Below are 19,216 nucleotides of genomic sequence, written 5' to 3'. Positions count from 1 at the left end.
TGGCGGGCCCACCGCCACGTCGGCGAAGGGGCGGCATCCCACCCACCCGGACCACACCACCTCCCCGAACTGGCGGGCGGCCCGCGCCAGGGCGGCCCGGCGGGACGGCCCGGCGGGTGGCGGTGGTGGGATGGTCGGGGCGGACGGCGGCGACTACCCTGCGGGCAGAGGGCCGCGCGGCGGCCGTGGACGGCACCGGCGGGCGAGCCGGGCAGCGGGGAGGCACGGGTGTCACAGGAGGGTTCCGCGGCCCGGGACGACGAGCCCGCGGACGGGAAGACCTCCGGCGGCGCGAAGCCCACGAGCGACACCAAGGGCACCGCGAGTGAGACGACGCGCACGGCGGAGCATGCGCGGACCGGCGTGAGCAGCGAGCGGCCCGTCGACGTCGAGCCGGGTGAGTTCGAGCCGAGCGGGCGCTTCGGCGTACCGGGACGGCCGCTGCGACGCAGCGCCTTCCTGGTCGGGTTCACCGGCGCGCTCGGCGTGCTGCTCGCGTACGCGTTGTTCCTGGGCATCCGCAACGCCGCCGGCATCCTGGTGCTCGTGGTGATCGCGCTGTTCCTCGCGATCGGCCTGCACCCCGCGGTGGTCCGGCTGCGCAAGTGGGGCGTGCCGCGCGGCCTGGCGGTGGCGGTCGTGACGCTCACCCTGCTGCTGCTGATCGTCGCCGGGCTGCTGGCGCTGGTGCCGCCGGTGGTGACCCAGTCCGGTCAGTTCATCCAGCAGCTACCCGGGTACGTCGAGGAGCTGCGCCGCAACCCCACAGTCAACGACCTGGTGATCCGGTACGACGTGATGGAGCGGGTCCAGGCGGCGGCGAACGCGGACAACGTCGGGCGGGCGCTCGGCGGGGTGCTCGGCGGCGCGCAACTGATCTTCGGGACGGTCTTCCGCCTGCTCACCGTGCTGGTGCTGACGATCTACTTCCTGGCGTACTTCGACAAGCTGCGCGAACTCGGGTACGCGCTGGCGCCGCGCTCACGCCGGGAGCGGGTCCGGCTGATCGGCGACGAGATCCTCACCCGGGTCGGCGCGTACATGGTCGGCGCGCTCGCCATCGCGGTGCTGGCCGGGGTGAGCACGTTCGTGTTCGCGCTGGCGGTCGGTCTGCCGTACCCGTTCGCCCTGGCCGTGGTGGTCGCGGTGACCGACCTGATCCCGCAGATCGGCGCGACGCTGGGCGCGGTGGTGGTGACGCTCGTCGGGCTCGCCACGGACCTGCCGGTGGGCATCGCCTGCCTGGTGTTCTTCGTGATCTACCAGCAGGTGGAGAACTACCTGATCTATCCGAAGATCATGCGCCGGGCGGTGTCGGTAAACGAGGTGGCCGCGTTGCTGGCCGCGCTGCTCGGGGTGGCGCTGCTGGGCGTGGTGGGCGCGCTCATCGCGATCCCGACGGTGGCCGCGTTGCAGCTGATCCTGCGCGAGGTGGTGCTACCCCGCCAGGACGCCCGCTGACCGGTTACTCGGCGCGCCGCTGGGCCGGGCCGGGCACCGGGGTGTCGGCGAACGCGGCGACCGTGCGGTCGGCGTACGCGCTGACGTCGCCGGCCTCCATCGGGCCGTCCCAGGTGGTCGGCAGCGGCAGCGGTACGCCCGGGGCGACCCGCCGGACGATCTCGTCCAGCACCTTCTCCGCGTCGCCGACCCAGAGGTGCTTGGCGCCGTCCACGCCCACCACCTCGGCCTGCGGCACGGCGGCGAACCGCTCCCGGGCCTCCTCCGGGCGCAGGTAGTCGTCGAACTCGGGCACCAGGGCGGTGAGCGGCTTGCCCGTCTCGGCCCAGACCGTCAGGTCCTCCGGCGCGGAGTAGCGCAGCGGCGGGGAGAGCAGGATCGCGCCGGCCACCGCCGGGTCGCAGCCGTACTTCAGCGCCAGGTCGGTGCCGAACGACCACCCGACCAGCCAGATGTTCGGCAGCTCGTGGAACTCGGCGTACTCGATCGCGGCGGCCACGTCGAACCGCTCGCCGACCGCGCCGTCGAACGCTCCCTCGCTGGTGCCGCGGACGCTGCTGGTGCCCCGGGTGTTGAACCGGAGGACGGCGAGGCCGGCCAGCGCGGGCAGCCGCCAGGCCGCCTTGCGGAACACGTGGCTGTCCATCATCCCGCCGTGCGTGGGCAGCGGGTGCAGGCAGACGAGTGTGGCGGCCGGTTCGCGGTCCAGCGGCCGGGCCAGCTCGCCGACGAGCGTCAGCCCGTCGGCGGTGTGCAGCTCGATGTCCTCCCGGCGGCCGGGCAGGATCGACGACGCGCGAATCGGAGTGCTCACGCCTGCCAGTCTCCCGCGTCGGCGGCCCCGCCGCCCAGTGGGACGGGAACCGGGTGATCCAGATCGCTCAGCCGTAGCGCGGGGCGCCCCGGCCGCGCTGGAGGTTCGGCCCGCGCCGGTCCCGGGCGCGCCAGCAGCCGGAGTGCCAGTGCCGGCGGTCGGTCAGGTCACCCCGGTCGTCGGCCGGCCAGGCCACCAGGTGCGCCACGCCGGGGCGGATCTCCTGGTCACAGCCGGGACAGCGGTACGTCTTGACCGACGCGCCGCCGCTGATCGCGCGTATCTGCCAGTCACCGTCGCGCCACTGCTGCACTGTCGGCACGCCGTGGCGGGCACGCTCGGCGTCCAGGCCGGGGTTCTCCTCCCGGCGGGCCCGATTTCGACGGGGACTCACGATCCCAGCCTACGGCCCCTCCCCACCGTACTGCCGGTGCCCCGAACCGGGGCGATCTTGGTACGGAACGGCCCATGGGCGGGCCGTTCCGTACCAGGAATGCCGGCCGGTCAGGGCCAGGTCTGCGGACGGGTGAGGTCCTTCGCCACCTTCGCACCGCCCAGCACGGTCGCCGCGTCGGCCTCGGTGAAGTTCACCTGGCCCGGGGGTCCGTAGCCGGGGAACGGCCAGGCGAAGTCGACTGTCAACCGCACCTTCGGCAGGCCGAGCAGTTCCAGGCGGTTGCCGTCCGGATACCGGAAGCCCGGACGGCCACCCAGGTCGCGGTTGCTGGCGCGGCCCGTGTCCTCCCCCATCTCCGCCCCGTAGACCAGCTTCATCCACATGTTCGAAGAGGGTGCCCGGAAGACGGTGAGCTGAACCGTGAGGCCCTTCGGGAAGGCGGCCGCGTCCACCGAGCATCCCGTCACCGCCGCGTTCGCCGGCAACGTGGTCGGTCGGACCGGCCCGGTGCATCGCCGGGCTTCGTCCCAGCGCACCAGTCCGGCCACCCGGTCCAAGGTGGCTACGTCACCGCGAAGCGTGGCCGCGCGGGCGTAGAGGCCGGGGAAGGGCTGCCACGACTTGACCAGACCGTCCGTACCGGCGACGCGCAGCACGCCACCGTCGAAGGTCAGCCGGCCGCTGACGGCCTGCACCGGGAAGCCTTCGATCGAGGTGTCGTCGAGGGTCTTCGCCACCGGGCTGACCTCGAGCAGGACCGGGTGTCCGTCACCGACGCTGAACCGGATCGACTCGACCAGGTTGGAGCTGTGGACGGACCAGCCCAGATAGCGGGCCCGGGTGGTGTCGACGCCTAGGTGCAGCACCTGCGGGTCGGTACCCACCAGATCGGGACGCTGAAGCGCCCCGGGCACCCCGTCGGCGAGCGGCGGCACCGGCGGTGGCGCCGCCTCCGGGGTTGCGGCCGTCCAGGGCATCCGCCCGGCCAGCCCGCCCACGTCCGCGCGTATCGCGCCGGTGAAGCCGAGCACGCCGACCAGGGCGAGCGCGGTGCCGGCGGTGAGTCGGCGGCGTACCTGCCGGCGCCGGCCGAGCGCGCGGGAGCGACGCAGCAGGCGCCCGGTGTCTGTCTCGCCCTCGGCGTGCTCCCGCAACACCGAGACGATTCGCTGGTCGAGGTCGGTCACGGCCGGCTCCCCTTGGTCATCGGGACGCCGCAGCGCTCCCGGAGGTGGGCGAGCGCCCGCATCGCGTGGGTGCGGACGGTGACCGGGGAGCAGTCGAGGATCTGGGCGATCGTGGCGTCGTCCAGGTCCTCGTAGTAGCGCAGCACCAGCACGGCGCGCTGGCGGTCCGGGAGGGCGCGGATCAGCCCCCACATCTCGTCCCGGTCAGCCGCCTCGCCGCTCAGGTCTCCGCGTTCGGGCCGGTCGGCGAACGTGTCCACCGCCAGCTCGCGGCTGGACCGCCGCCGCCACCAGGACGTGTTCGCGTTGACGAGCATCCGGCGCACGTACACGTCGGGCCGGTCGACCCGGGCGATCTTCCGCCAGTGCACGTACGCGCGCGCCAGCACGTCCTGGGTCAGGTCTTCGGCGCGGTGCGCGTCGCCGGTCAGCAGCCGGGCCAGACGCAACAGAGCCGGGCCGCGGCTGCCGACGTACTCCTCGAAGGTCACACCCCGAAGACGCCGTCACCGGGCCCGGCTGTTGACAGCGGTCAGCGCCGGGTGTGGTCGCGGAACCCGCGGCCGGACTTGCGGCCCAGATAGCCGGCCGTGACCAGGTGCTCCAGCAGCGGCGCCGGGGCGAAGCCGGGCTCGCGCAGTTCCAGGTACAGCTCCCGCTGGATGGCCAGCGAGACGTCCAGGCCGACCACGTCGAGCAGCTCGAACGGGCCCATCGGGTAGCCGCAGCCGAGCTTCATCGCGTAGTCGATGTCGTCGGCGGTCGAGTAGCTGGCCTCCAGCATCTTCACCGCGTCGTTCAGGTACGGGAACAGCAGCGCGTTGACGATGAAGCCGGACCGGTCGCCGCAGACCACGCCGGTCTTGCCGAGCTTCGCGCAGACCGCGCGGGCGGTGGCCGACGTCTCGGCGGAGGTGCGGATGGTCTGCACGATCTCCACCAGCGGCATGATCGGCGCCGGGTTGAAGAAGTGCAGGCCGACCACGTCGGCGGGGCGCTGGGTCGCCATCGCCACGTCGATCACCGGCAGCGACGAGGTGGTGGTGGCGAGCACGACGCCGGGCTTGCAGATCTCGTCGAGGCTGGCGAACAGCGCCTTCTTGACGCTCAGCTCCTCGATCACGGCCTCGACCACCAGGTCGACGTCGGCCAGGTGCTCCAGCGTCGCGGACCAGGTGATCCGGCCGAGCGCCTCGTCCCGGTCGGTCTCGCTGAGCTTGCCGCGTACCACGCCCTTGTTCAGCGAGGTCTTCACCGCCTCGCAGACCTTCGCGGACTTCTCCGCGCCCCGGGTCACCGAGATGACCTCGTAGCCGGCCTTGGCGAACACCTCGATGATGCCGGTGGCCATGGTGCCGGAGCCGACCACGCCGACCTTCGCGATGGCGCGGGCGCCGTCGGCGAGCGCGGCGTCCGCGGCGAGCGGCGTGTACTCGTCGGGTACGACCTTCGGCGAGCCCGGCCGCTCGTAGGTGTAGAAGCCGCGGCCGGACTTGCGGCCCAGCAGACCGGCGGTGACCATCTGCTTGAGCAGCGGGGCCGGGGCGTGCCGGCGGTCCCGGCCGCCGCGCCGGTACATGGTGTCGAGGATCTCGTACGCGGTGTCCAGGCCGATCAGGTCCATCAGCGCCAGCGGGCCCATCGGCAGGCCGCAGCCGAGCTTCATGGCGGCGTCGATGTCCTCGCGGGTGGCGTACCGGGCCTCGAACATGCCGACCGCGTGGTTCAGGTAGCCGAACAGCAGCGCGTTGGCGATGAACCCGGCCCGGTCGCTGATCGTCACGTCGACCTTGCCGAGCCGCTCGCAGAGCGCCTCCACGTCGGCGACCACGTCGGCGGAGGTGACCACCGTGCGGACCACCTCGACCAGCTTCATCACCGGGGCCGGGTTGAAGAAGTGGATGCCGATGACCTGGTTGGGCCGGGTGGTGGCGACGGAGATCTCGGTGACGCTCAGCGAGGACGTGTTGGTGGCGAGGATCGCCTCGGGCTTGCAGACCCGGTCCAGCTCGGCGAAGATCCGCTGCTTGAGGTCCAGGTGCTCGGGCACCGCCTCGATCACCAGGTCCACGTCGTGCAGCGCGTCCAGGCCGACCCGGAAGTCGACCCGCGCGAGCAGGGCGTCCCGCTCGGCCTCGGCGAGCTTGCCCTTGGCGACGGCCCGGTCGGTGGAGCCGGTCAGCGTGACCCGGCCGCGCTCCAGCGCCGCGTCGGAGATCTCGACGGCTGTGACGTCGACGCCGTTGCGGGCGAACACCTCCACGATGCCGGCACCCATGGTGCCCAGACCCACCACGCCCACCCTGGTGAACTCCCGCGCCACGACCGGCCTCCCCTGGCTCGACTCCGCCGTCCGCGACATGAACGGCCGCTAAGGTTATGCGCCGGAGTCTGCCACGTGACGCTGTGTTGTCGAGACGCCGTGGGATATTTCACGCACCGCGCCTCACCCGGTGGCGTTCTCCCCGGCCAGCGCCAGTAGTTCGGCGACGAACTCCGCCGGTCGCTCCAGGTGCGGGCTGTGCCCGCAGCCGGGCAGCACCACCTCGCGGTACGTCCCGCCGGCCGCCGCGTACCGGTCCAGCACCGCGCGGGCCTGCCCCACCATCGGCTGCGGCGGGCACTCCCCGTCGCCGGGCCAGCCGGGCACCACACCGAGCCGGCCGAGGTACGCCAGGTCGAACAGCGAGGTGTCCGAGACGATCACGTCGGCGTCGCCGCGTACCCAGGTCACCGGCGGCTTGACCGGCACGGCGACGAGCTCGTCGGCGAGCCGGAAGTGGGCCGGGGCAAGCGCGTTGAGGACGCCGCGCGGCCCGGCGGCGGTCCCCGGCCAGTGCGGCGAGGCGACAGCGGTGCCCGGGTAGTTGTCGTCGCCGGTGGCGGTGGTCAGCATGCTCTCCAGCAGCAGGTCCTCGTCGTCGCCGAGGGAGGCCGGGTCGGCCACGTACGCGGCACGCAGCACCGCCCGCGGGCTGGTCGGGCCGTCGGCGCTCCGGTCACCGGCGGCGAGCCGGGCCACGAAGTCGGGGTTCGCGCCGCCCGCGCCGGTGCCGGCGAAGTCGGGCGTGGTGGGGGTGCCGTCGAGGTCCCGGGTGCCGCCGAAGCCGTACGGGGACACCGGCGCCTCCAGCAGCAGCCCGGCCACCCGATCGGGCTGGCCGACGAGCAGCCGCATCGCCACGCCGCCGCCCAGCGAGTGCCCGGCCACCACCGGCCGGGCGCCGGGCGCGAACAGCCCCGGGGCGTCCAGCAGCGCGGCCACGTCGTCGGCGAAGTCGTCCAGCCCTCGGGTGGCGTCGACCGGCGCGGTGTCGGTCTCGCCGTAGCCGCGCAGGTCGGGGGCGACCACCCGCAGCGTCTCCGGCAGCCGGGCCAGCAGCGGTTCCCAGAACGCGGAGGAGGAGACGTTGCCGTGCACCAGCAGGACCGGTAAGCCGTCCGGTGGACCGGCCACGCGGACCGCCTGGGTGATGCCGTTGGCCTGGACGGTGAGCCGTGCGCTACGCATCCGCGCATGCTGGCACGCGCCCCCACCCCCGGTCCATGTGCCCCACAGACACACCGCCCGACGCGCACGTGGCCCACACCCCCGCCGCCCCGCCCTCCCCCTCCCTTCACCGCGTCGATCATGAAGTTGGCGGCGACAAATCGGACGCAGAACGCCGCCAACTTCATGATCGACGAGACCTGGGAGCGCCAACCCCGCCCAGCCCACCCGTCCGCCGGCCCCGTCGCCGGTCCGTCGGCGACCACACCGGCGGCCCATCGGCAGCGGTGATCAAGGAGTTTGTGTCACCGAAGGAGCCCTTCCCGTACCCAAACTCCTTGATCACCGTGAGTGGGTGGGCCGGGGAGGGGCGCCGGGAAGGCGGGCGGGTGGCGGGGCGCGCCCAGGCACCGCCGGGCTGAGCGCGCGGGCTGAGCGCGCGGGCCGGCGCGAGGCCGGGGTCAGCGCGGACGCGAGGGCTCAGAGAGCACCGGGAATCAGCGGCCGTCGAGGGTTCGCATGGCCTCGACGGCCCAGCGGGTGCCGGCACTCAGCGGCCGTGGAGGGCCCAACGGGCGGGTGCCGGGAGTCAGCGGCCTCGAGGGCGCCGCGACGGCCGGTGCCGCTAGCTGACGTCGGCCGGCTGCGCCTCGCGGGCCTCGATCGGCTGGCGTGGCCCGGGGACGGGCAGCGGCACTGTGGGGCGCTGGTCGCGGCGCATCGCGCCGAAGCTCATCCCGACCGGGTCGGTGCGGGCAACACCCGGGTCGTAGAGGCGCAGATCGGTGCGGCCGAGCCGGACCACGTCGCCGTCGGCGATCGCCACGCTGCCGGTTACCCGGGTGTCGTTGAGCCAGGTGCCGTTCGTCGAGCCGAGGTCGGTGAGCAGCACCCCCTCCGGGGTGGCCCGGACGGTGGCGTGCCGCCGGCTCAGATGCGGGTCGGCGAGCACGATGTCGGCGGTCGGCGCACGGCCGATCACCTGCGCCTCCTGGCCGACCCGGAACGTGAGCCCCCGCATCGCCCCGCCCGACACCGTCAGCAACGGCATCAGCTCAGGATGCTCCTCCATGGACAGTCGACCTCCACCCCACATCGCCCCGCGGCGTCAGCCTGCCACCTCACCGTAGTGGCTTGCACCACCGCGCGGTCACCCCCGCGACCCCGGCCGGTCATCTCCCGTTCGCCGTTTCGGACGGCACCTCCGTCGATGCGACGGCTGATCGTCCGCGCAGCGTACGGCGCGTTCGACACCTACCGGCGAGTAATCCTCGGGTCTAGACTTCGGCCATGACCGCTGTACATGTGCCGGGCGCCCCGCTCATCTCCGAGGGTCAATTGGTGTCGACCAGCCCGGCCACCGGCGCCGAGGCGGGCCGATTTCCGCTGGCCACCGAGGCGGACGTGCGCGCCGCCGTCGACCGCGCCCGGGCGGCCGGTGACTGGTGGGCCGGGCTCGGCTTCGCCGGCCGGCGCGACCGCCTCCAGCGCTGGCGCGGCGTGCTCGCCCGGCGGATCGAGGAACTGGCCGACCTGATGCACACCGAGGGCGGCAAGCCGGTCGGTGACGCGGTGGTGGAGATCCTCACCGCGCTGGAGCACATCGACTGGGCGGCCCGCAACGCGCAGCGGGTGCTGGGGCCGCGCCGGGTCCGCTCCCGCCTGGTCCTCGCCGAGTTCAGCGGTCACCTCGAATACCAGCCGTACGGCGTGATCGGCGTGATCGGCCCGTGGAACTACCCGGTCTTCACCCCGATCGGCTCCGCCGCGTACGCGCTCGCCGCCGGCAACGCGGTGGTGTTCAAGCCCAGCGAGTACACCCCGGCCGTCGGCCAGTGGCTGGTCGACAGGTTCGCCGAGGTGGTGCCGGAGCAGCCGGTGTTCCAGGTGGTGCACGGCTTCGGCGCGGTCGGCGCGGCGCTGTGCCGCTCCGGGGTCGGCAAGGTCGCGTTCACCGGCTCGACCGCCACCGCGAAGCGGGTGATGGCCGCCTGCGCCGAGACGCTCACGCCGGTGCTGCTGGAGGCCGGCGGCAAGGACGCGATGATCGTGGACAGCGACGCCGACCTGGACGCCGCCGCCGACGCGTGCGTGTGGGGCGGGATGACGAACGCCGGCCAGACGTGCATCGGCATCGAGCGGGTCTACGCGGTCGACCAGGTCTTCGACGCCTTCGTGGAGAAGGTGGTGGCGAAGGCCGGGCGGCTCACCGTGGGCGCCGACGGCTCCGACCTCGGCCCGATCACCATGCCGTCGCAGATCGACGTCATCCGCCGGCACATCGACGACGCGATCGACCGGGGCGGCCGGGCGGTGCTGGGCGGCCCGGAGGCGGTCCAGCCGCCGTACGTGCACCCGACGGTGCTGGTCGACGTGCCGGAGGACTCGGCCGCCGTGCGGGAGGAGACGTTCGGCCCGACGCTCGTGGTCAACCGCGTCCGGGACGTGGACGAGGCGGTCGAGCGGACCAACGCGCTGCCGTACGGGCTCGGGGGTTCGGTCTTCGGCCGGGCGCGGGCGGTGGCGGTCGCGCGGCGGCTGCGCTCCGGGATGGCCTCGGTCAACTCGGCGCTGACCTTCGCCGGCATGTCGACGCTGCCGTTCGGCGGCACCGGCGAGTCCGGCTTCGGCCGCATCCACGGCGAGGAGGGGCTGCGCGAGTTCGGCCGGCCCAAGTCGGTCACCCGCCGCCGGGCCCGGTCGCTGCTGCCGGCGATGACGTTCGAGCGCACCCCGGCCGACGTCGCCCGGATCATCAAGATCGCCAAGCTGATGTACGGCCGGGGCCGCTGAAGCAACGCCTCAGAACAACGTCAGCTCGTCGCGCTCGATGCCGCGCAGCTTGTCGTAGTCGACCACCACGCACCGGATCCCCCGGTCGGTGGCGAGTACCCGTGCCTGCGGCTTGATCTCCTGCGCGGCGAACACGCCGGCCACCGGCGCGAGCAGCGGATCGCGGTTCACCAGCTCCAGGTAGCGGGTGAGCTGCTCGACGCCGTCGATCTCGCCGCGCCGCTTCACCTCGACCGCCACCGCGCCGCCGACCGCGTCCCGGCAGAGCAGGTCGACCGGCCCGATCGCGGTCATGTACTCGCGCCGGACCAGCGTGAAGCCCTCCCCCAGCGTCTCCGGGTTCGCGGCGAGCAGTTCCTGCAGGTGCGCCTCGACGCCGTCCTTGCGCAGGCCCGGGTCCACGCCCAGCTCGTACGAGGTGTCCTGGAAGATCTCCTCCAGGGTGATGCGCAGTTCCTCGCCGGCCTTGTTCACCACCCGCCAGACGCCTGGTGCCTCCTCCAGCCGGCAGGGCGGGCTCATCCAGTTCAACGGCTTGTAGGCCCGGTCGTCCGCGTGGATCGACACCGACCCGTCCGCCTTCACCATCAGCAACCGGGTCGCCGGGGGCAGGTGGGCCGAGAGCCGTCCGACGTAGTCCACCGAGCACTTCGCAATCACCAACCGCACCCGCCGAGGGTAGCCGAGGCCCCGGCGGACGCCGACGAGCGCCACTGGCGTACCGGTGCCATATTGAGATCGTGCTCGAAGTCCTCACCGGTTCCGGTCTGGCCGCCTCGGCGGGCCTGAACGCCTACATCCCGCTGCTGCTGATGGGGCTGCTGTCCCGCTACACCGATCTGGTCGAGCTGCCGAGCGGCTGGCAGTGGCTCGGCAACGGCTGGGTGGTGCTGATCCTCGCCGTCCTGCTCGCGGTCGAGGTGGTGGCCGACAAGGTGCCGGTGGTCGACCACGTCAACGACGTGGTGCAGACGGTGGTCCGGCCGACCGCGGGCGGGCTCGCGTTCGGCGCGGGCGCCGGCTCGGAGACGGTCACCGTGAGCGACCCGGACACGTTCTTCTCCACCCACCAGTGGGTGCCGGTGGTGGTCGGCGTGCTGATCGCGCTCGGCGTACACCTGCTCAAGGCCGCCGCCCGGCCGGTCATCAACGCGACCACCGCCGGGGTGGGCGCGCCGGTGGCCAGCACCGCCGAGGACGCGACGAGCGTGGTCATGTCGGTGGTGGCGCTGCTGCTGCCGGTGCTGGTGCTGGTGTTCCTGGTCGCCCTGGTGTTCTTCGTACCGTGGCTGTTCCGCCGCCGCCGGGAGCGGCGCCGGGAACGCGCCGCCGCCCGGGAGGCCGGCTTCCGCGTGTGAGCGCGGCGGCTCAGCGGCTCTCGTAGGTCATGCAGTCGGCCAGGTCCATGTCCGGGCCGACGGTGATGGCCGGGGCGTGGCACTCCAGGTCGCCGTTGTGCCGGCAGTCCGCGCGCGAGCACGCGCCGACCTGGGCCACGAGCTGGTCGATTCCGCCACGCACCGGCATCTCCACGAACGTGTGGCAGTGCGCGTGGTCGCTGCTGCCGATCGTGATGGCGAACGCGTGGCAGTCGTTCGTGTGGTTGTAGGCGCAGGACCGGACGGCGCACTCCTGGACCCGGGGCATCTCCAACGACGCGGTCATCATCTCGCCCTTCAGTGGGTGTCTTGCCCCGACTTTAGGCTTTGTGATGCTTTCAGCGTGCCGGATCCAGCGCGTTCGCCTCGCGGATCACGGTGACCAGCTCGTCGATGATGCCGGTGAGCGCGAAGTCCTTCGGCGTGAACACCCGGGCCACCCCGGCGGCGCGCAGCGTCTCGGCGTCGGCGGCCGGGATGATCCCGCCCACCACCACCGGCAGGTCACCCCGCCCAGCCGCGCGCAACCCGTCCAGCACCGCCGGCACGGCGGCCAGGTGCGAGCCGGACAGCACGGAGAGGCCGACCAGGTCGACGTCCTCCTCCACCGCCGCCGCCACGATCTGCCCGGCGGTCAGCCGGATGCCCTGGTAGACCACCTCGAAGCCGGCGTCACGGGCGCGTACCGCGATCTGCTCCGCGCCGTTCGAGTGCCCGTCCAGCCCCGGCTTGCCGACCAGCAGCCGCAGCCGGCCGCTGCCCAGCTCCCGGGCGGTCGCGGCGACCCGCTCCCGGACCCCGGCAAGGGTGGCGTCACCGGTTGTGCCGACCGCCCCGGCCAGGCCGGTCGGCGCGCGGTACTCGCCGTACACCTGGCGCAGCGCGCCCGCCCACTCGCCGGTGGTGACCCCGACCCGCACGCAGTCCAGCGTCGCGGGCATCAGGTTCGCCGTGGTGGCGGCGTCGGCACGCAGCCGGTCCAGCGCCGCCTCGACGGCCGCCGCGTCCCGGTCGGCCCGCCACCGGCGTACGCCGTCGGTGGCCGCCTCCTCGACGGCCGGGTCCACCTGCTCGACCGCCTCGGCACCCGCAGCGGTCAGCGGCGACGGCTCGGTCTCGGTGAACCGGTTGACGCCGACCACGACGTCCGAGCCGGACTCCATCCGGCGGCGCCGGTCGGCGAGCGAGGCCACCAGCGCGCTCTTCAGGTAGCCGGTCTCGACGGCGGTGACCACGCCGCCCATCTCCAGCACCTTCTCCAGCTCGACGCGGGCACCGGAGACGATCTCGTCGACGAGCGCGGTCATCACGTGCGAGCCGGCGAACAGGTCCGGGTACTCCAGCAGGTCCGACTCGTACGCCAGCACCTGCTGCATGCGCAGCGACCACTGCTGGTCCCACGGGCGGGGGAGGCCGAGCGCCTCGTTCCAGGCGGGCAGCTGCACAGCCCGGGCGCGGGCGTCGCGGGACAGCGTGACGCCGAGCATCTCCAGCACGATGCGCTGGATGTTGTTCTCCGGCTGCGCCTCGGTCAGGCCCAGCGAGTTGACCTGGACGCCGTAGCGGAACCGGCGCTGCTTCGGGTCCGCCACGCCGTAGCGGTCGCGGGTGATCTCGTCCCAGAGCGCGCCGAACGCGCGCATCTTGGCGATCTCCTCGACGAAGCGCACCCCGGCGTTGACGAAGAACGAGATCCGCTGGACCACGTCGCCCATCCGCTCGGGCGGCACCTGACCGGAGTCACGCACGGTGTCCAGCACGGCGACGGCTGTGGCCAGCGCGAAGCCGACCTCCTGCACCGGCGTGGCGCCGGCCTCCTGGAGGTGGTACGAGCAGATGTTCACCGGGTTCCACCGCGGCATCTCACGCAGCGTGTACGCGATCACGTCGGCGGTCAGCCGCAGCGAGGCCGCCGGCGGGAAGATGTACGTCCCCCGGGACAGGTACTCCTTGATGATGTCGTTCTGCGTGGTGCCGGCGCAGCGGCTCAGCTCGGCGCCCTGCTCGGCCGCGACGGTGCCGTAGAGGCCGAGCAGCCACATCGCCGGGGCGTTGATGGTCATCGAGGTGTTCATCTCGGCGAGCGGGATGCCCTCGAACAGCGCCCGCATGTCGCCCAGGTGCGCCACCGGCACGCCGACCCGGCCCACCTCACCGGAGGCCAGTTCGTGGTCCGGGTCGTACCCGGTCTGGGTGGGCAGGTCGAAGGCGACCGACAGGCCGGTCTGCCCCTTCGCCAGGTTGCGGCGGAAGAGCGCGTTGGTGGCCGCGGCGGAGGAGTGCCCGGCGTACGTGCGCATCACCCACGGGCGGTCCCGCTCGGGCAGCCGTCCCGGCATCGCGTCGTCCATGGCCGGAGTTTAAGTTACCGTTCAGTAAAAGAGAGTGTGGAAAACCACACAACCCGATGCCCACACCGGTGGGCCGGCGTGCGGCCGGCCCACCGTACGGGTCATTCGCTGCGGGCGGTCTCCGGACCGGTGATCCGTTCCAGCAGCGGCAGAGTGGCCGCGATGACCGCGAGACAGCCCAGCACGCCGAGGGCCACCACCGCGGCGAACCCGATCCCCGGCACGCGCAGGTCGTACTGCATCTGCGCGCGCAGGAACAGCTGCGCAGCGACCAGTCCCATCCCGACCGCCACCACGGCGACGGTCAGCAGCGGTACCATGCTCTCCAGCGCCACCACCCGGCGCAGCAGCCGTACCGGGGCGCCGCTGAGCCGGAGCAGGCTGAACGGCCGCTTCCGTTCGCTGAGGCCGGCCGCCACGGCCACGGCCAGGCTGCATCCGGCGAGCACGAGACCGGCCACTACGACGAGGTCGGCCAGCCGCTGCCAGCCCCGCATGGTGTCGGCGAAGTCGGCCTCGAAGTCGCCGGGCACGTTCGGCGCCACGTAGAACGTCGGGAACGCGGCTTCGAGGACCGTCCGGGCCCGCTCCACCGCGACCGGATCCTCCGCCTCGACCGCCACCGAACCCGCCGGGAGTTCCGCGAGGGCAGCCGGGTCCACCGGGGACGACGGCCAGATCCGGTCGGCCGAGGCGGACTCCCGCCAGGGGATCAGGTCCGGCGGCACCTCGGCGACGCTCGCCCCGGCGGCGCACCGCCCGTACGCGGGCGGGATGTCCGCGCAGGCGATCACCCCGGAGTCGCGGCCGTCACCGCGTACCGGGTTCTCCCGGACGAGCACCGGGTTGCGGACGCCGGGAGTCGCGGCGAGGTCGGCCAGCAGCGTGCCCGGCACGGGCGGGTCGTCGGTGAGGACCATCGACAGCCGGCCGGCCTCCAGCGACCCCCGGGGCGCCGGACCGCGCTCGTACGTGATCGTCCCCATCACGCCCACGGCCACCGTCGTGACGAACAGCGCGAGCATCACGCCGCTCACCGCCCGGAACCCGGCGGACGGGTTGTCGGCGAGCCGGCGCGCGGCGATCAACGCGGCCGGCCGGTTGGCCCGGGCGGCCATCGCCCGGGCACCGACCATGGTCAGCCACGGGCCGCCGGTGAGCAGCCCGACCATGACCAGCAGCAGCGCGGGCAGGAACAGCGCGGTCTGCCCGTCCGACGTGGGCGGCCGGTACACCAGGGCGAAGCCCAGCCCGGCCAGGCCGAGCGCGAGCGGAATCAGCCGGTACACCCGGGGCGGCCGGGGTGTGACGCGGCGGCTGACACCGAGTGGGGAGATCCGGACCCGGCGCAGCGCGACCCAGGCCGCGGCCGCCGCGCCCGCCGGCACGCCGAGCGCCACCAGGAGGGCCTCCGGCGCGCCGATGGCCATGTCGCCGGGGAAGAACGGCATGCCGGTGAACGGGATGCCGGCGAGCTGCCCGCGGAACGCGAAGAACACCGCGAAGCCGGCCGCCGCGCCGGCCACCGCCGCGAGCGCGGCCTCGACGGCCGCGACCGCCGAGATCTGCCGGGGCGTGGCCCCGACCAGTCGCATCGCGGCGAACCGCTGCTCCCGGCGGGCAGCGCCGAGCCGGGTCGCCGTGCCGATGAAGACGAGTACGGGAAACAGCAGTCCGCCCGCGGCCACGCCGAGGATGAGGTCGATCGCCGCCCTCGGCAGCGGAGCCCGGTTGTCGTCGAGCCGGGTGACCTTGCGAACCTGGTCCAGCTTCCCGACCTGCTCCGGGGTGCCGCCGACCAGGACGAGCAGGGTGTCCGGCGAGGTGAGCGCCGCCGGCCCGACGACGCCGAGGTCCCGGCCCGGGTAGCGGTCGGCGAGCTGGTCGGCGGGGGTGGTGGCCAGCAGCTTGCGCAGCGCCGGGGAGGCGTAGTACTCGCCGGGTCCCGGCGCGCGGGGGACGCCGATCGGCGTGGGCGCGTCCGGACCGGTGGCGGCGACGTCGATGCGAACGATCTGATCGCCCCGGAAGTAGTCAAACCGGGTCGACCACAGCAGCGGGTCGGCGGACCCGCCCGCCGTCTCCTGCGGGTACATCGACGCGTAGCGGGTGAGCTGGGCGTCGGTGGCGTTCACACCGGCGAGCGTGGTGAGCAGCAGGCCGGTGCCGACCGCGACGGCGGCGGCGATGGCGACCAGCCGGACCAGCGCCTCCCGGCCACCGGCGACGGCGAGCCGGAGCGCGAGCCCGATCACGAGGCGACCCCGGCGGGGGCGTTGACCCGGCCGTCCCGCACCATGACCTCCCGGTCGGCGTACGCCGCGATGCGCGCCTCGTGCGTCACCAGGACGACTGTGGTGCCCTTCTCGCGGGCGGCCTCCACCAGCAGCGTCATCACCTCCTCGCCGGTGAGCGAGTCGAGCGCGCCGGTGGGCTCGTCGGCGAACAGCACCCGGGGCTCGGCGACCAGGCCGCGGGCCAGCGCGACCCGCTGGGCCTGCCCGCCGGACAGTTCGCCCGAGCGGCGGTGCTCCATGCCGGCCAGGCCGAGCCGCTCGAACCAGCCCCGCGCGGTGCGCAGCGCCGGAGTGCGGCGGACACCGCGCAGCAGCAGCGGCAGCGCCACGTTCTCCGCCGCGGTGAGTTCCGGCACGAGCTGGCCGAACTGGAAGACGAAGCCGAAGCTGTCGCGGCGCAGCGCGCTGCGGTCGGCCTCGCCGAGCGTGTCGATCCGGGTGCCGTCGAACCGGACCTCGCCGGAGTCGGGGCGCAGGATGCCGGCCAGGCAGTGCAGCAGCGTCGACTTGCCGGAACCGCTCGGTCCCATCACGGCGACGACCTCACCGGCGGCCACGGCGAGGCTCGCGCCGCGCAGGGCCGGTGTCTCGCCGAACGCGTACGTGACGTCGCGTGCCTCGATCATCGGGCTCATGCCCGTACCGCCTTTCGCAGGGCGTCCAGCCGGGCGCCCGTCGTCTCGATCCACCGCAGGTCCGCCTCGAGGTGGTAGAGGCCGTGGTCGGCCAGCATCACGTCGACGAGTTCGCCGCTGCGCTTGATCTCGGTGAGTTCGCGCATCCGGCGCAGGTGCGCGGCGCGCTGGGTGTCCAGGTACTCCTCGGCCGGGCGGTCGAGCATCAGCGCGAGCACGACCTTGGTGAACAACAGGGTCTGCAGGTGTGGTTCCGGTTCGACCGGCTCGGTCAGCCAGTGCTCCACCTCGGTGGCGCCCACGTCGGTGATGACGTAGCGCTTGCGGTCCGGCCCGGCGCCGGGAGCGACGTCGCCGACCACCACCTTGCCGTCGCGGGCCAGCCGGCTCAGCGTCGAGTAGACCTGCCCGTACGGCAGCGGCTTGCCGCGTCCGAAGAAGGTGTCGTAGTCGCGCTTGAGGTCGTAGCCGTGGCTCGGTTCGCGTTCGAGCAGGCCGAGCAGGGTCAGGGGAACCGTCATGACCAGAGACTACACCGAGTGTATACCTCGCGTATATAGCTGACCCGGCAGTGGAACGGGCTACCGCACGACGCACACTTGACGTCATGGAGAACGAGCTCGCGATTTCCGTGCGAGGGCTGCGCAAGGCGTACGGCGACAACGTCGCCGTCGCGTCGGTGGACCTGGACGTCCGCCGGGGCGAGGTGTTCGCCCTACTCGGCCCCAACGGCGCCGGCAAGACCACAACGGTCGAGATCCTGGAGGGCTACCGGCAGCGCGACGCGGGCGAGGTACGCGTCCTCGGCGCGGACCCGGCCCACCCGGACGCCGGCTGGCGCTCCCGGGTCGGCATCGTGCTTCAGGGCACCGGCGAGTTCGACGAGCTCAGCGTCATCGAGGTGGTCCGGCACTTCTCCGGCTTCTACCCGGGCGCCGACGACCCGGACAAGGTGGTCGAGCGGGTCGGGCTGGGCGCCAAGGCCAAGGCCCGTACGCACACGCTCTCCGGCGGGCAGAAGCGCCGCCTGGACGTGGCGCTGGGCATCATCGGCCGCCCCGAGCTGCTCTTCCTCGACGAGCCGACCACCGGCTTCGACCCGGAGGCCCGGCGCGAGTTCTGGGAGCTGATCCGGGACCTGTCCGCCGCCGGCACCACGATCGTGCTCACCACCCACTACCTGGACGAGGCCGAGGCGCTCGCCGACCGGGTCGGCGTGATCGCCGCCGGACGGGTGATCGAGGTCGCGCCGCCCAACCGGCTGGGCAACCGGCAGGAGGCGCTGGCGAGCGTCTCCTGGATCAACCCCGACGGCACGCCGGGATCGAGGGAGACCGCGACCCCGACGGCCCTGGTGCACGACCTGGCTGCGTACTTCGGCGGCGAGGTACCGGGCCTGACCGTGACCCGGCCGACCCTGGAAGACGTCTACCTGCGGATGATCGGACACTCATGACCACCACGACGAACCCCGCGGCCCCGGTCACCGCCGCCGCGGCCCGGCGGCCCGGCGCGGGCGCGCTGGCGCTGCGCCAGGGGCGGCTGGAGATCACCCAGTTCCTGCGCAGCCGGGAGTCCGTCGTGTTCACGATGGGCTTCCCGATCATCATGATCCTGATCTTCGCGGCGATCTTCAGCGACGAGATCGCGCCCGGGGTCAGCTACACGCAGTACTTCATCACCGGCATGATCGCGACCGGCCTGATGACAGTCAGCTTCCAGAACCTCGGCATCTGGATCCCGATCGAGCGGGACCGGGGCGTGCTCAAGCGCTACCGCGGTACGCCGATGCCGAAGTGGGTCTGGTTCGCCGGCAAGGTGATCATGGTGGTGGTCATCGGCATCGCCGAGACCGTGCTGCTGCTCGCCGTCTCGGTGGCGATGTTCGACCTGGACCTGCCGCAGACCACCACCAAGTGGCTGACGTTCGCCTGGGTCTCCGTCCTCGGCGTCACCGCCTGCACGCTCTGCGGCATCGCCATCTCGTCGCTGGCCCGCACCGCCCGCAGCGGCTCGGCCGTGGTCACCCCGGTCGCTCTGGTGCTCCAGTTCATCTCCGGCGTGTTCTTCGTCTTCACCAGCCTGCCCACCTGGATGCAGCAGGTCGCGGCGATCTTCCCGCTCAAGTGGATGTGCCAGGGGCTGCGCTCGGTCTTCCTGCCGGACAGCTTCGGCGCCCGGGAGCCGGGCGGCTCGTTCGAGCTGGGCACCGTCGCGCTGGTGCTGGGCGCCTGGTGCGTCATCGGCCTGGTGCTCTGCCTGACCACGTTCCGCTGGACCACCAAGCGCGACGGCTGAGGTGTAAGGAAGGGCCCCCTCTTAGTGAGTGTTTGAGAAGTGGTGGGGTCGGGCGGCGTGTCGTGTTGAAGGTGAGGGAAGGCCCTCGGTAGGTCCGGTGGTGTCGAGCCAACC

18 protein-coding genes are annotated in these 19,216 nt (G+C 73.0%); 5 read left to right on the top strand and 13 right to left on the bottom strand.

All coding sequences use genetic code 11. The features are described 5' to 3' along the window. The first annotated feature begins 363 nt into the window (after positions 1-363). Complete coding sequence (locus tag AC2CHG_RS05780; protein WP_484524318.1) at positions 364-1,461, top strand: AI-2E family transporter; 1,098 nt, start codon at positions 364-366, stop codon at positions 1,459-1,461. A 4-nt stretch (positions 1,462-1,465) separates the two neighbouring features. Here the strand turns inward: AC2CHG_RS05780 and AC2CHG_RS05775 are convergent, their stop codons facing one another. The 7 genes from AC2CHG_RS05775 to AC2CHG_RS05745 all read right to left on the bottom strand — a co-directional run bounded on the left by AC2CHG_RS05775 (position 1,466) and on the right by AC2CHG_RS05745 (position 8,421). Next, positions 1,466-2,275: an alpha/beta hydrolase gene (locus AC2CHG_RS05775; protein WP_450068455.1), complete on the bottom strand. Its 810-nt coding sequence runs from the start codon at positions 2,273-2,275 to the stop codon at positions 1,466-1,468. A 67-nt stretch (positions 2,276-2,342) separates the two neighbouring features. Next, positions 2,343-2,669 (bottom strand): hypothetical protein, encoded by a 327-nt coding sequence (locus AC2CHG_RS05770; RefSeq protein WP_262014024.1) that lies wholly within the window; start codon positions 2,667-2,669, stop codon positions 2,343-2,345. 110 nt (positions 2,670-2,779) lie between these two features. Continuing rightward, on the bottom strand, positions 2,780-3,859 hold the full coding sequence (locus tag AC2CHG_RS05765; RefSeq protein WP_355508870.1) for a hypothetical protein: 1,080 nt from the start codon (positions 3,857-3,859) through the stop codon (positions 2,780-2,782). Continuing rightward, positions 3,856-4,350: a SigE family RNA polymerase sigma factor gene (locus AC2CHG_RS05760; RefSeq protein WP_262014022.1), complete on the bottom strand. Its 495-nt coding sequence runs from the start codon at positions 4,348-4,350 to the stop codon at positions 3,856-3,858. Before AC2CHG_RS05760 ends, AC2CHG_RS05765 begins: the two co-directional genes overlap by 4 nt. Positions 4,351-4,391: 41 nt before the next feature. Then, positions 4,392-6,182 carry a 3-hydroxyacyl-CoA dehydrogenase family protein gene (locus AC2CHG_RS05755; protein WP_262014021.1) on the bottom strand — a complete coding sequence of 597 codons (1,791 nt, stop codon included), beginning with the start codon at positions 6,180-6,182 and terminating at the stop codon, positions 4,392-4,394. A 123-nt stretch (positions 6,183-6,305) separates the two neighbouring features. Further along, positions 6,306-7,370 carry an alpha/beta fold hydrolase gene (locus AC2CHG_RS05750; protein WP_484524303.1) on the bottom strand — a complete coding sequence of 355 codons (1,065 nt, stop codon included), beginning with the start codon at positions 7,368-7,370 and terminating at the stop codon, positions 6,306-6,308. Positions 7,371-7,974: 604 nt separating this feature from the next. Further along, positions 7,975-8,421, bottom strand: coding sequence for an FHA domain-containing protein (locus AC2CHG_RS05745; protein WP_135241787.1), 447 nt, complete (start codon positions 8,419-8,421; stop codon positions 7,975-7,977). A gap of 218 nt (positions 8,422-8,639) precedes the next feature. On the opposite strand from AC2CHG_RS05745, the gene AC2CHG_RS05740 reads away from it, so the two are divergent. Continuing rightward, positions 8,640-10,142: an aldehyde dehydrogenase family protein gene (locus AC2CHG_RS05740; protein WP_484524302.1), complete on the top strand. Its 1,503-nt coding sequence runs from the start codon at positions 8,640-8,642 to the stop codon at positions 10,140-10,142. A gap of 9 nt (positions 10,143-10,151) precedes the next feature. On the opposite strand, the gene nucS is transcribed toward AC2CHG_RS05740, so the two are convergent. Further along, positions 10,152-10,811 (bottom strand): endonuclease NucS, encoded by a 660-nt coding sequence (gene nucS / locus AC2CHG_RS05735; RefSeq protein ID WP_484524301.1) that lies wholly within the window; start codon positions 10,809-10,811, stop codon positions 10,152-10,154. A gap of 71 nt (positions 10,812-10,882) precedes the next feature. Here nucS and AC2CHG_RS05730 point away from each other — a divergent pair, with 71 nt between their 5' ends. Next, positions 10,883-11,500 carry a DUF4126 domain-containing protein gene (locus AC2CHG_RS05730; RefSeq protein WP_349880608.1) on the top strand — a complete coding sequence of 206 codons (618 nt, stop codon included), beginning with the start codon at positions 10,883-10,885 and terminating at the stop codon, positions 11,498-11,500. Positions 11,501-11,510: 10 nt separating this feature from the next. On the opposite strand, the gene AC2CHG_RS05725 is transcribed toward AC2CHG_RS05730, so the two are convergent. The 5 genes from AC2CHG_RS05725 to AC2CHG_RS05705 form a co-directional block, all read right to left on the bottom strand. Beyond that, the gene (locus tag AC2CHG_RS05725; protein ID WP_377642990.1) at positions 11,511-11,807 is read right to left on the bottom strand and encodes a DUF1540 domain-containing protein; all 297 of its coding nucleotides are present in this window, start codon (positions 11,805-11,807) and stop codon (positions 11,511-11,513) included. Positions 11,808-11,859: 52 nt separating this feature from the next. Continuing rightward, positions 11,860-13,872 (bottom strand): methylmalonyl-CoA mutase family protein, encoded by a 2,013-nt coding sequence (locus tag AC2CHG_RS05720; protein ID WP_484524300.1) that lies wholly within the window; start codon positions 13,870-13,872, stop codon positions 11,860-11,862. 101 nt (positions 13,873-13,973) lie between these two features. Next, positions 13,974-16,127, bottom strand: coding sequence for an FtsX-like permease family protein (locus AC2CHG_RS05715; RefSeq protein ID WP_484524299.1), 2,154 nt, complete (start codon positions 16,125-16,127; stop codon positions 13,974-13,976). Then, the gene (locus AC2CHG_RS05710; RefSeq protein WP_262014014.1) at positions 16,124-16,804 is read right to left on the bottom strand and encodes an ABC transporter ATP-binding protein; all 681 of its coding nucleotides are present in this window, start codon (positions 16,802-16,804) and stop codon (positions 16,124-16,126) included. The genes AC2CHG_RS05715 and AC2CHG_RS05710 overlap by 4 nt, the downstream gene beginning before the upstream one ends. Next, complete coding sequence (locus AC2CHG_RS05705; RefSeq protein WP_355514524.1) at positions 16,801-17,325, bottom strand: PadR family transcriptional regulator; 525 nt, start codon at positions 17,323-17,325, stop codon at positions 16,801-16,803. Before AC2CHG_RS05705 ends, AC2CHG_RS05710 begins: the two co-directional genes overlap by 4 nt. Positions 17,326-17,411: 86 nt before the next feature. On the opposite strand from AC2CHG_RS05705, the gene AC2CHG_RS05700 reads away from it, so the two are divergent. Further along, a complete protein-coding gene (locus AC2CHG_RS05700) occupies positions 17,412-18,260 on the top strand; it encodes an ABC transporter ATP-binding protein (protein WP_262014013.1) in 849 nt (282 codons plus the stop codon). After that, positions 18,257-19,102, top strand: coding sequence for an ABC transporter permease (locus AC2CHG_RS05695; protein WP_210893836.1), 846 nt, complete (start codon positions 18,257-18,259; stop codon positions 19,100-19,102). Before AC2CHG_RS05700 ends, AC2CHG_RS05695 begins: the two co-directional genes overlap by 4 nt. The last annotated feature ends 114 nt before the right edge of the window (positions 19,103-19,216 follow it).

It is taken from the genome of Micromonospora sp. ATLC20 (assembly GCF_057196585.1).
The sequence above is the reverse complement of the archived record's forward strand: the minus strand, read 5'-3'. Positions and strand labels throughout refer to the sequence as shown.

Bases quoted from the DNA above. Each gene is read 5' to 3' on its own strand.
- AC2CHG_RS05725 (WP_377642990.1), bottom strand. From the start codon at position 11,807: ATGACCGCGTCGTTGGAGATGCCCCGGGTCCAGGAGTGCGCCGTCCGG.
- AC2CHG_RS05750 (WP_484524303.1), bottom strand. From the start codon at position 7,370: ATGCGTAGCGCACGGCTCACCGTCCAGGCCAACGGCATCACCCAGGCG.
- AC2CHG_RS05710 (WP_262014014.1), bottom strand. From the start codon at position 16,804: ATGAGCCCGATGATCGAGGCACGCGACGTCACGTACGCGTTCGGCGAG.
- AC2CHG_RS05700 (WP_262014013.1), top strand. From the start codon at position 17,412: ATGGAGAACGAGCTCGCGATTTCCGTGCGAGGGCTGCGCAAGGCGTAC.
- AC2CHG_RS05745 (WP_135241787.1), bottom strand. From the start codon at position 8,421: ATGGAGGAGCATCCTGAGCTGATGCCGTTGCTGACGGTGTCGGGCGGG.
- AC2CHG_RS05740 (WP_484524302.1), top strand. From the start codon at position 8,640: ATGACCGCTGTACATGTGCCGGGCGCCCCGCTCATCTCCGAGGGTCAA.
- AC2CHG_RS05720 (WP_484524300.1), bottom strand. From the start codon at position 13,872: ATGGACGACGCGATGCCGGGACGGCTGCCCGAGCGGGACCGCCCGTGG.
- AC2CHG_RS05705 (WP_355514524.1), bottom strand. From the start codon at position 17,325: ATGACGGTTCCCCTGACCCTGCTCGGCCTGCTCGAACGCGAACCGAGC.
- AC2CHG_RS05695 (WP_210893836.1), top strand. From the start codon at position 18,257: ATGACCACCACGACGAACCCCGCGGCCCCGGTCACCGCCGCCGCGGCC.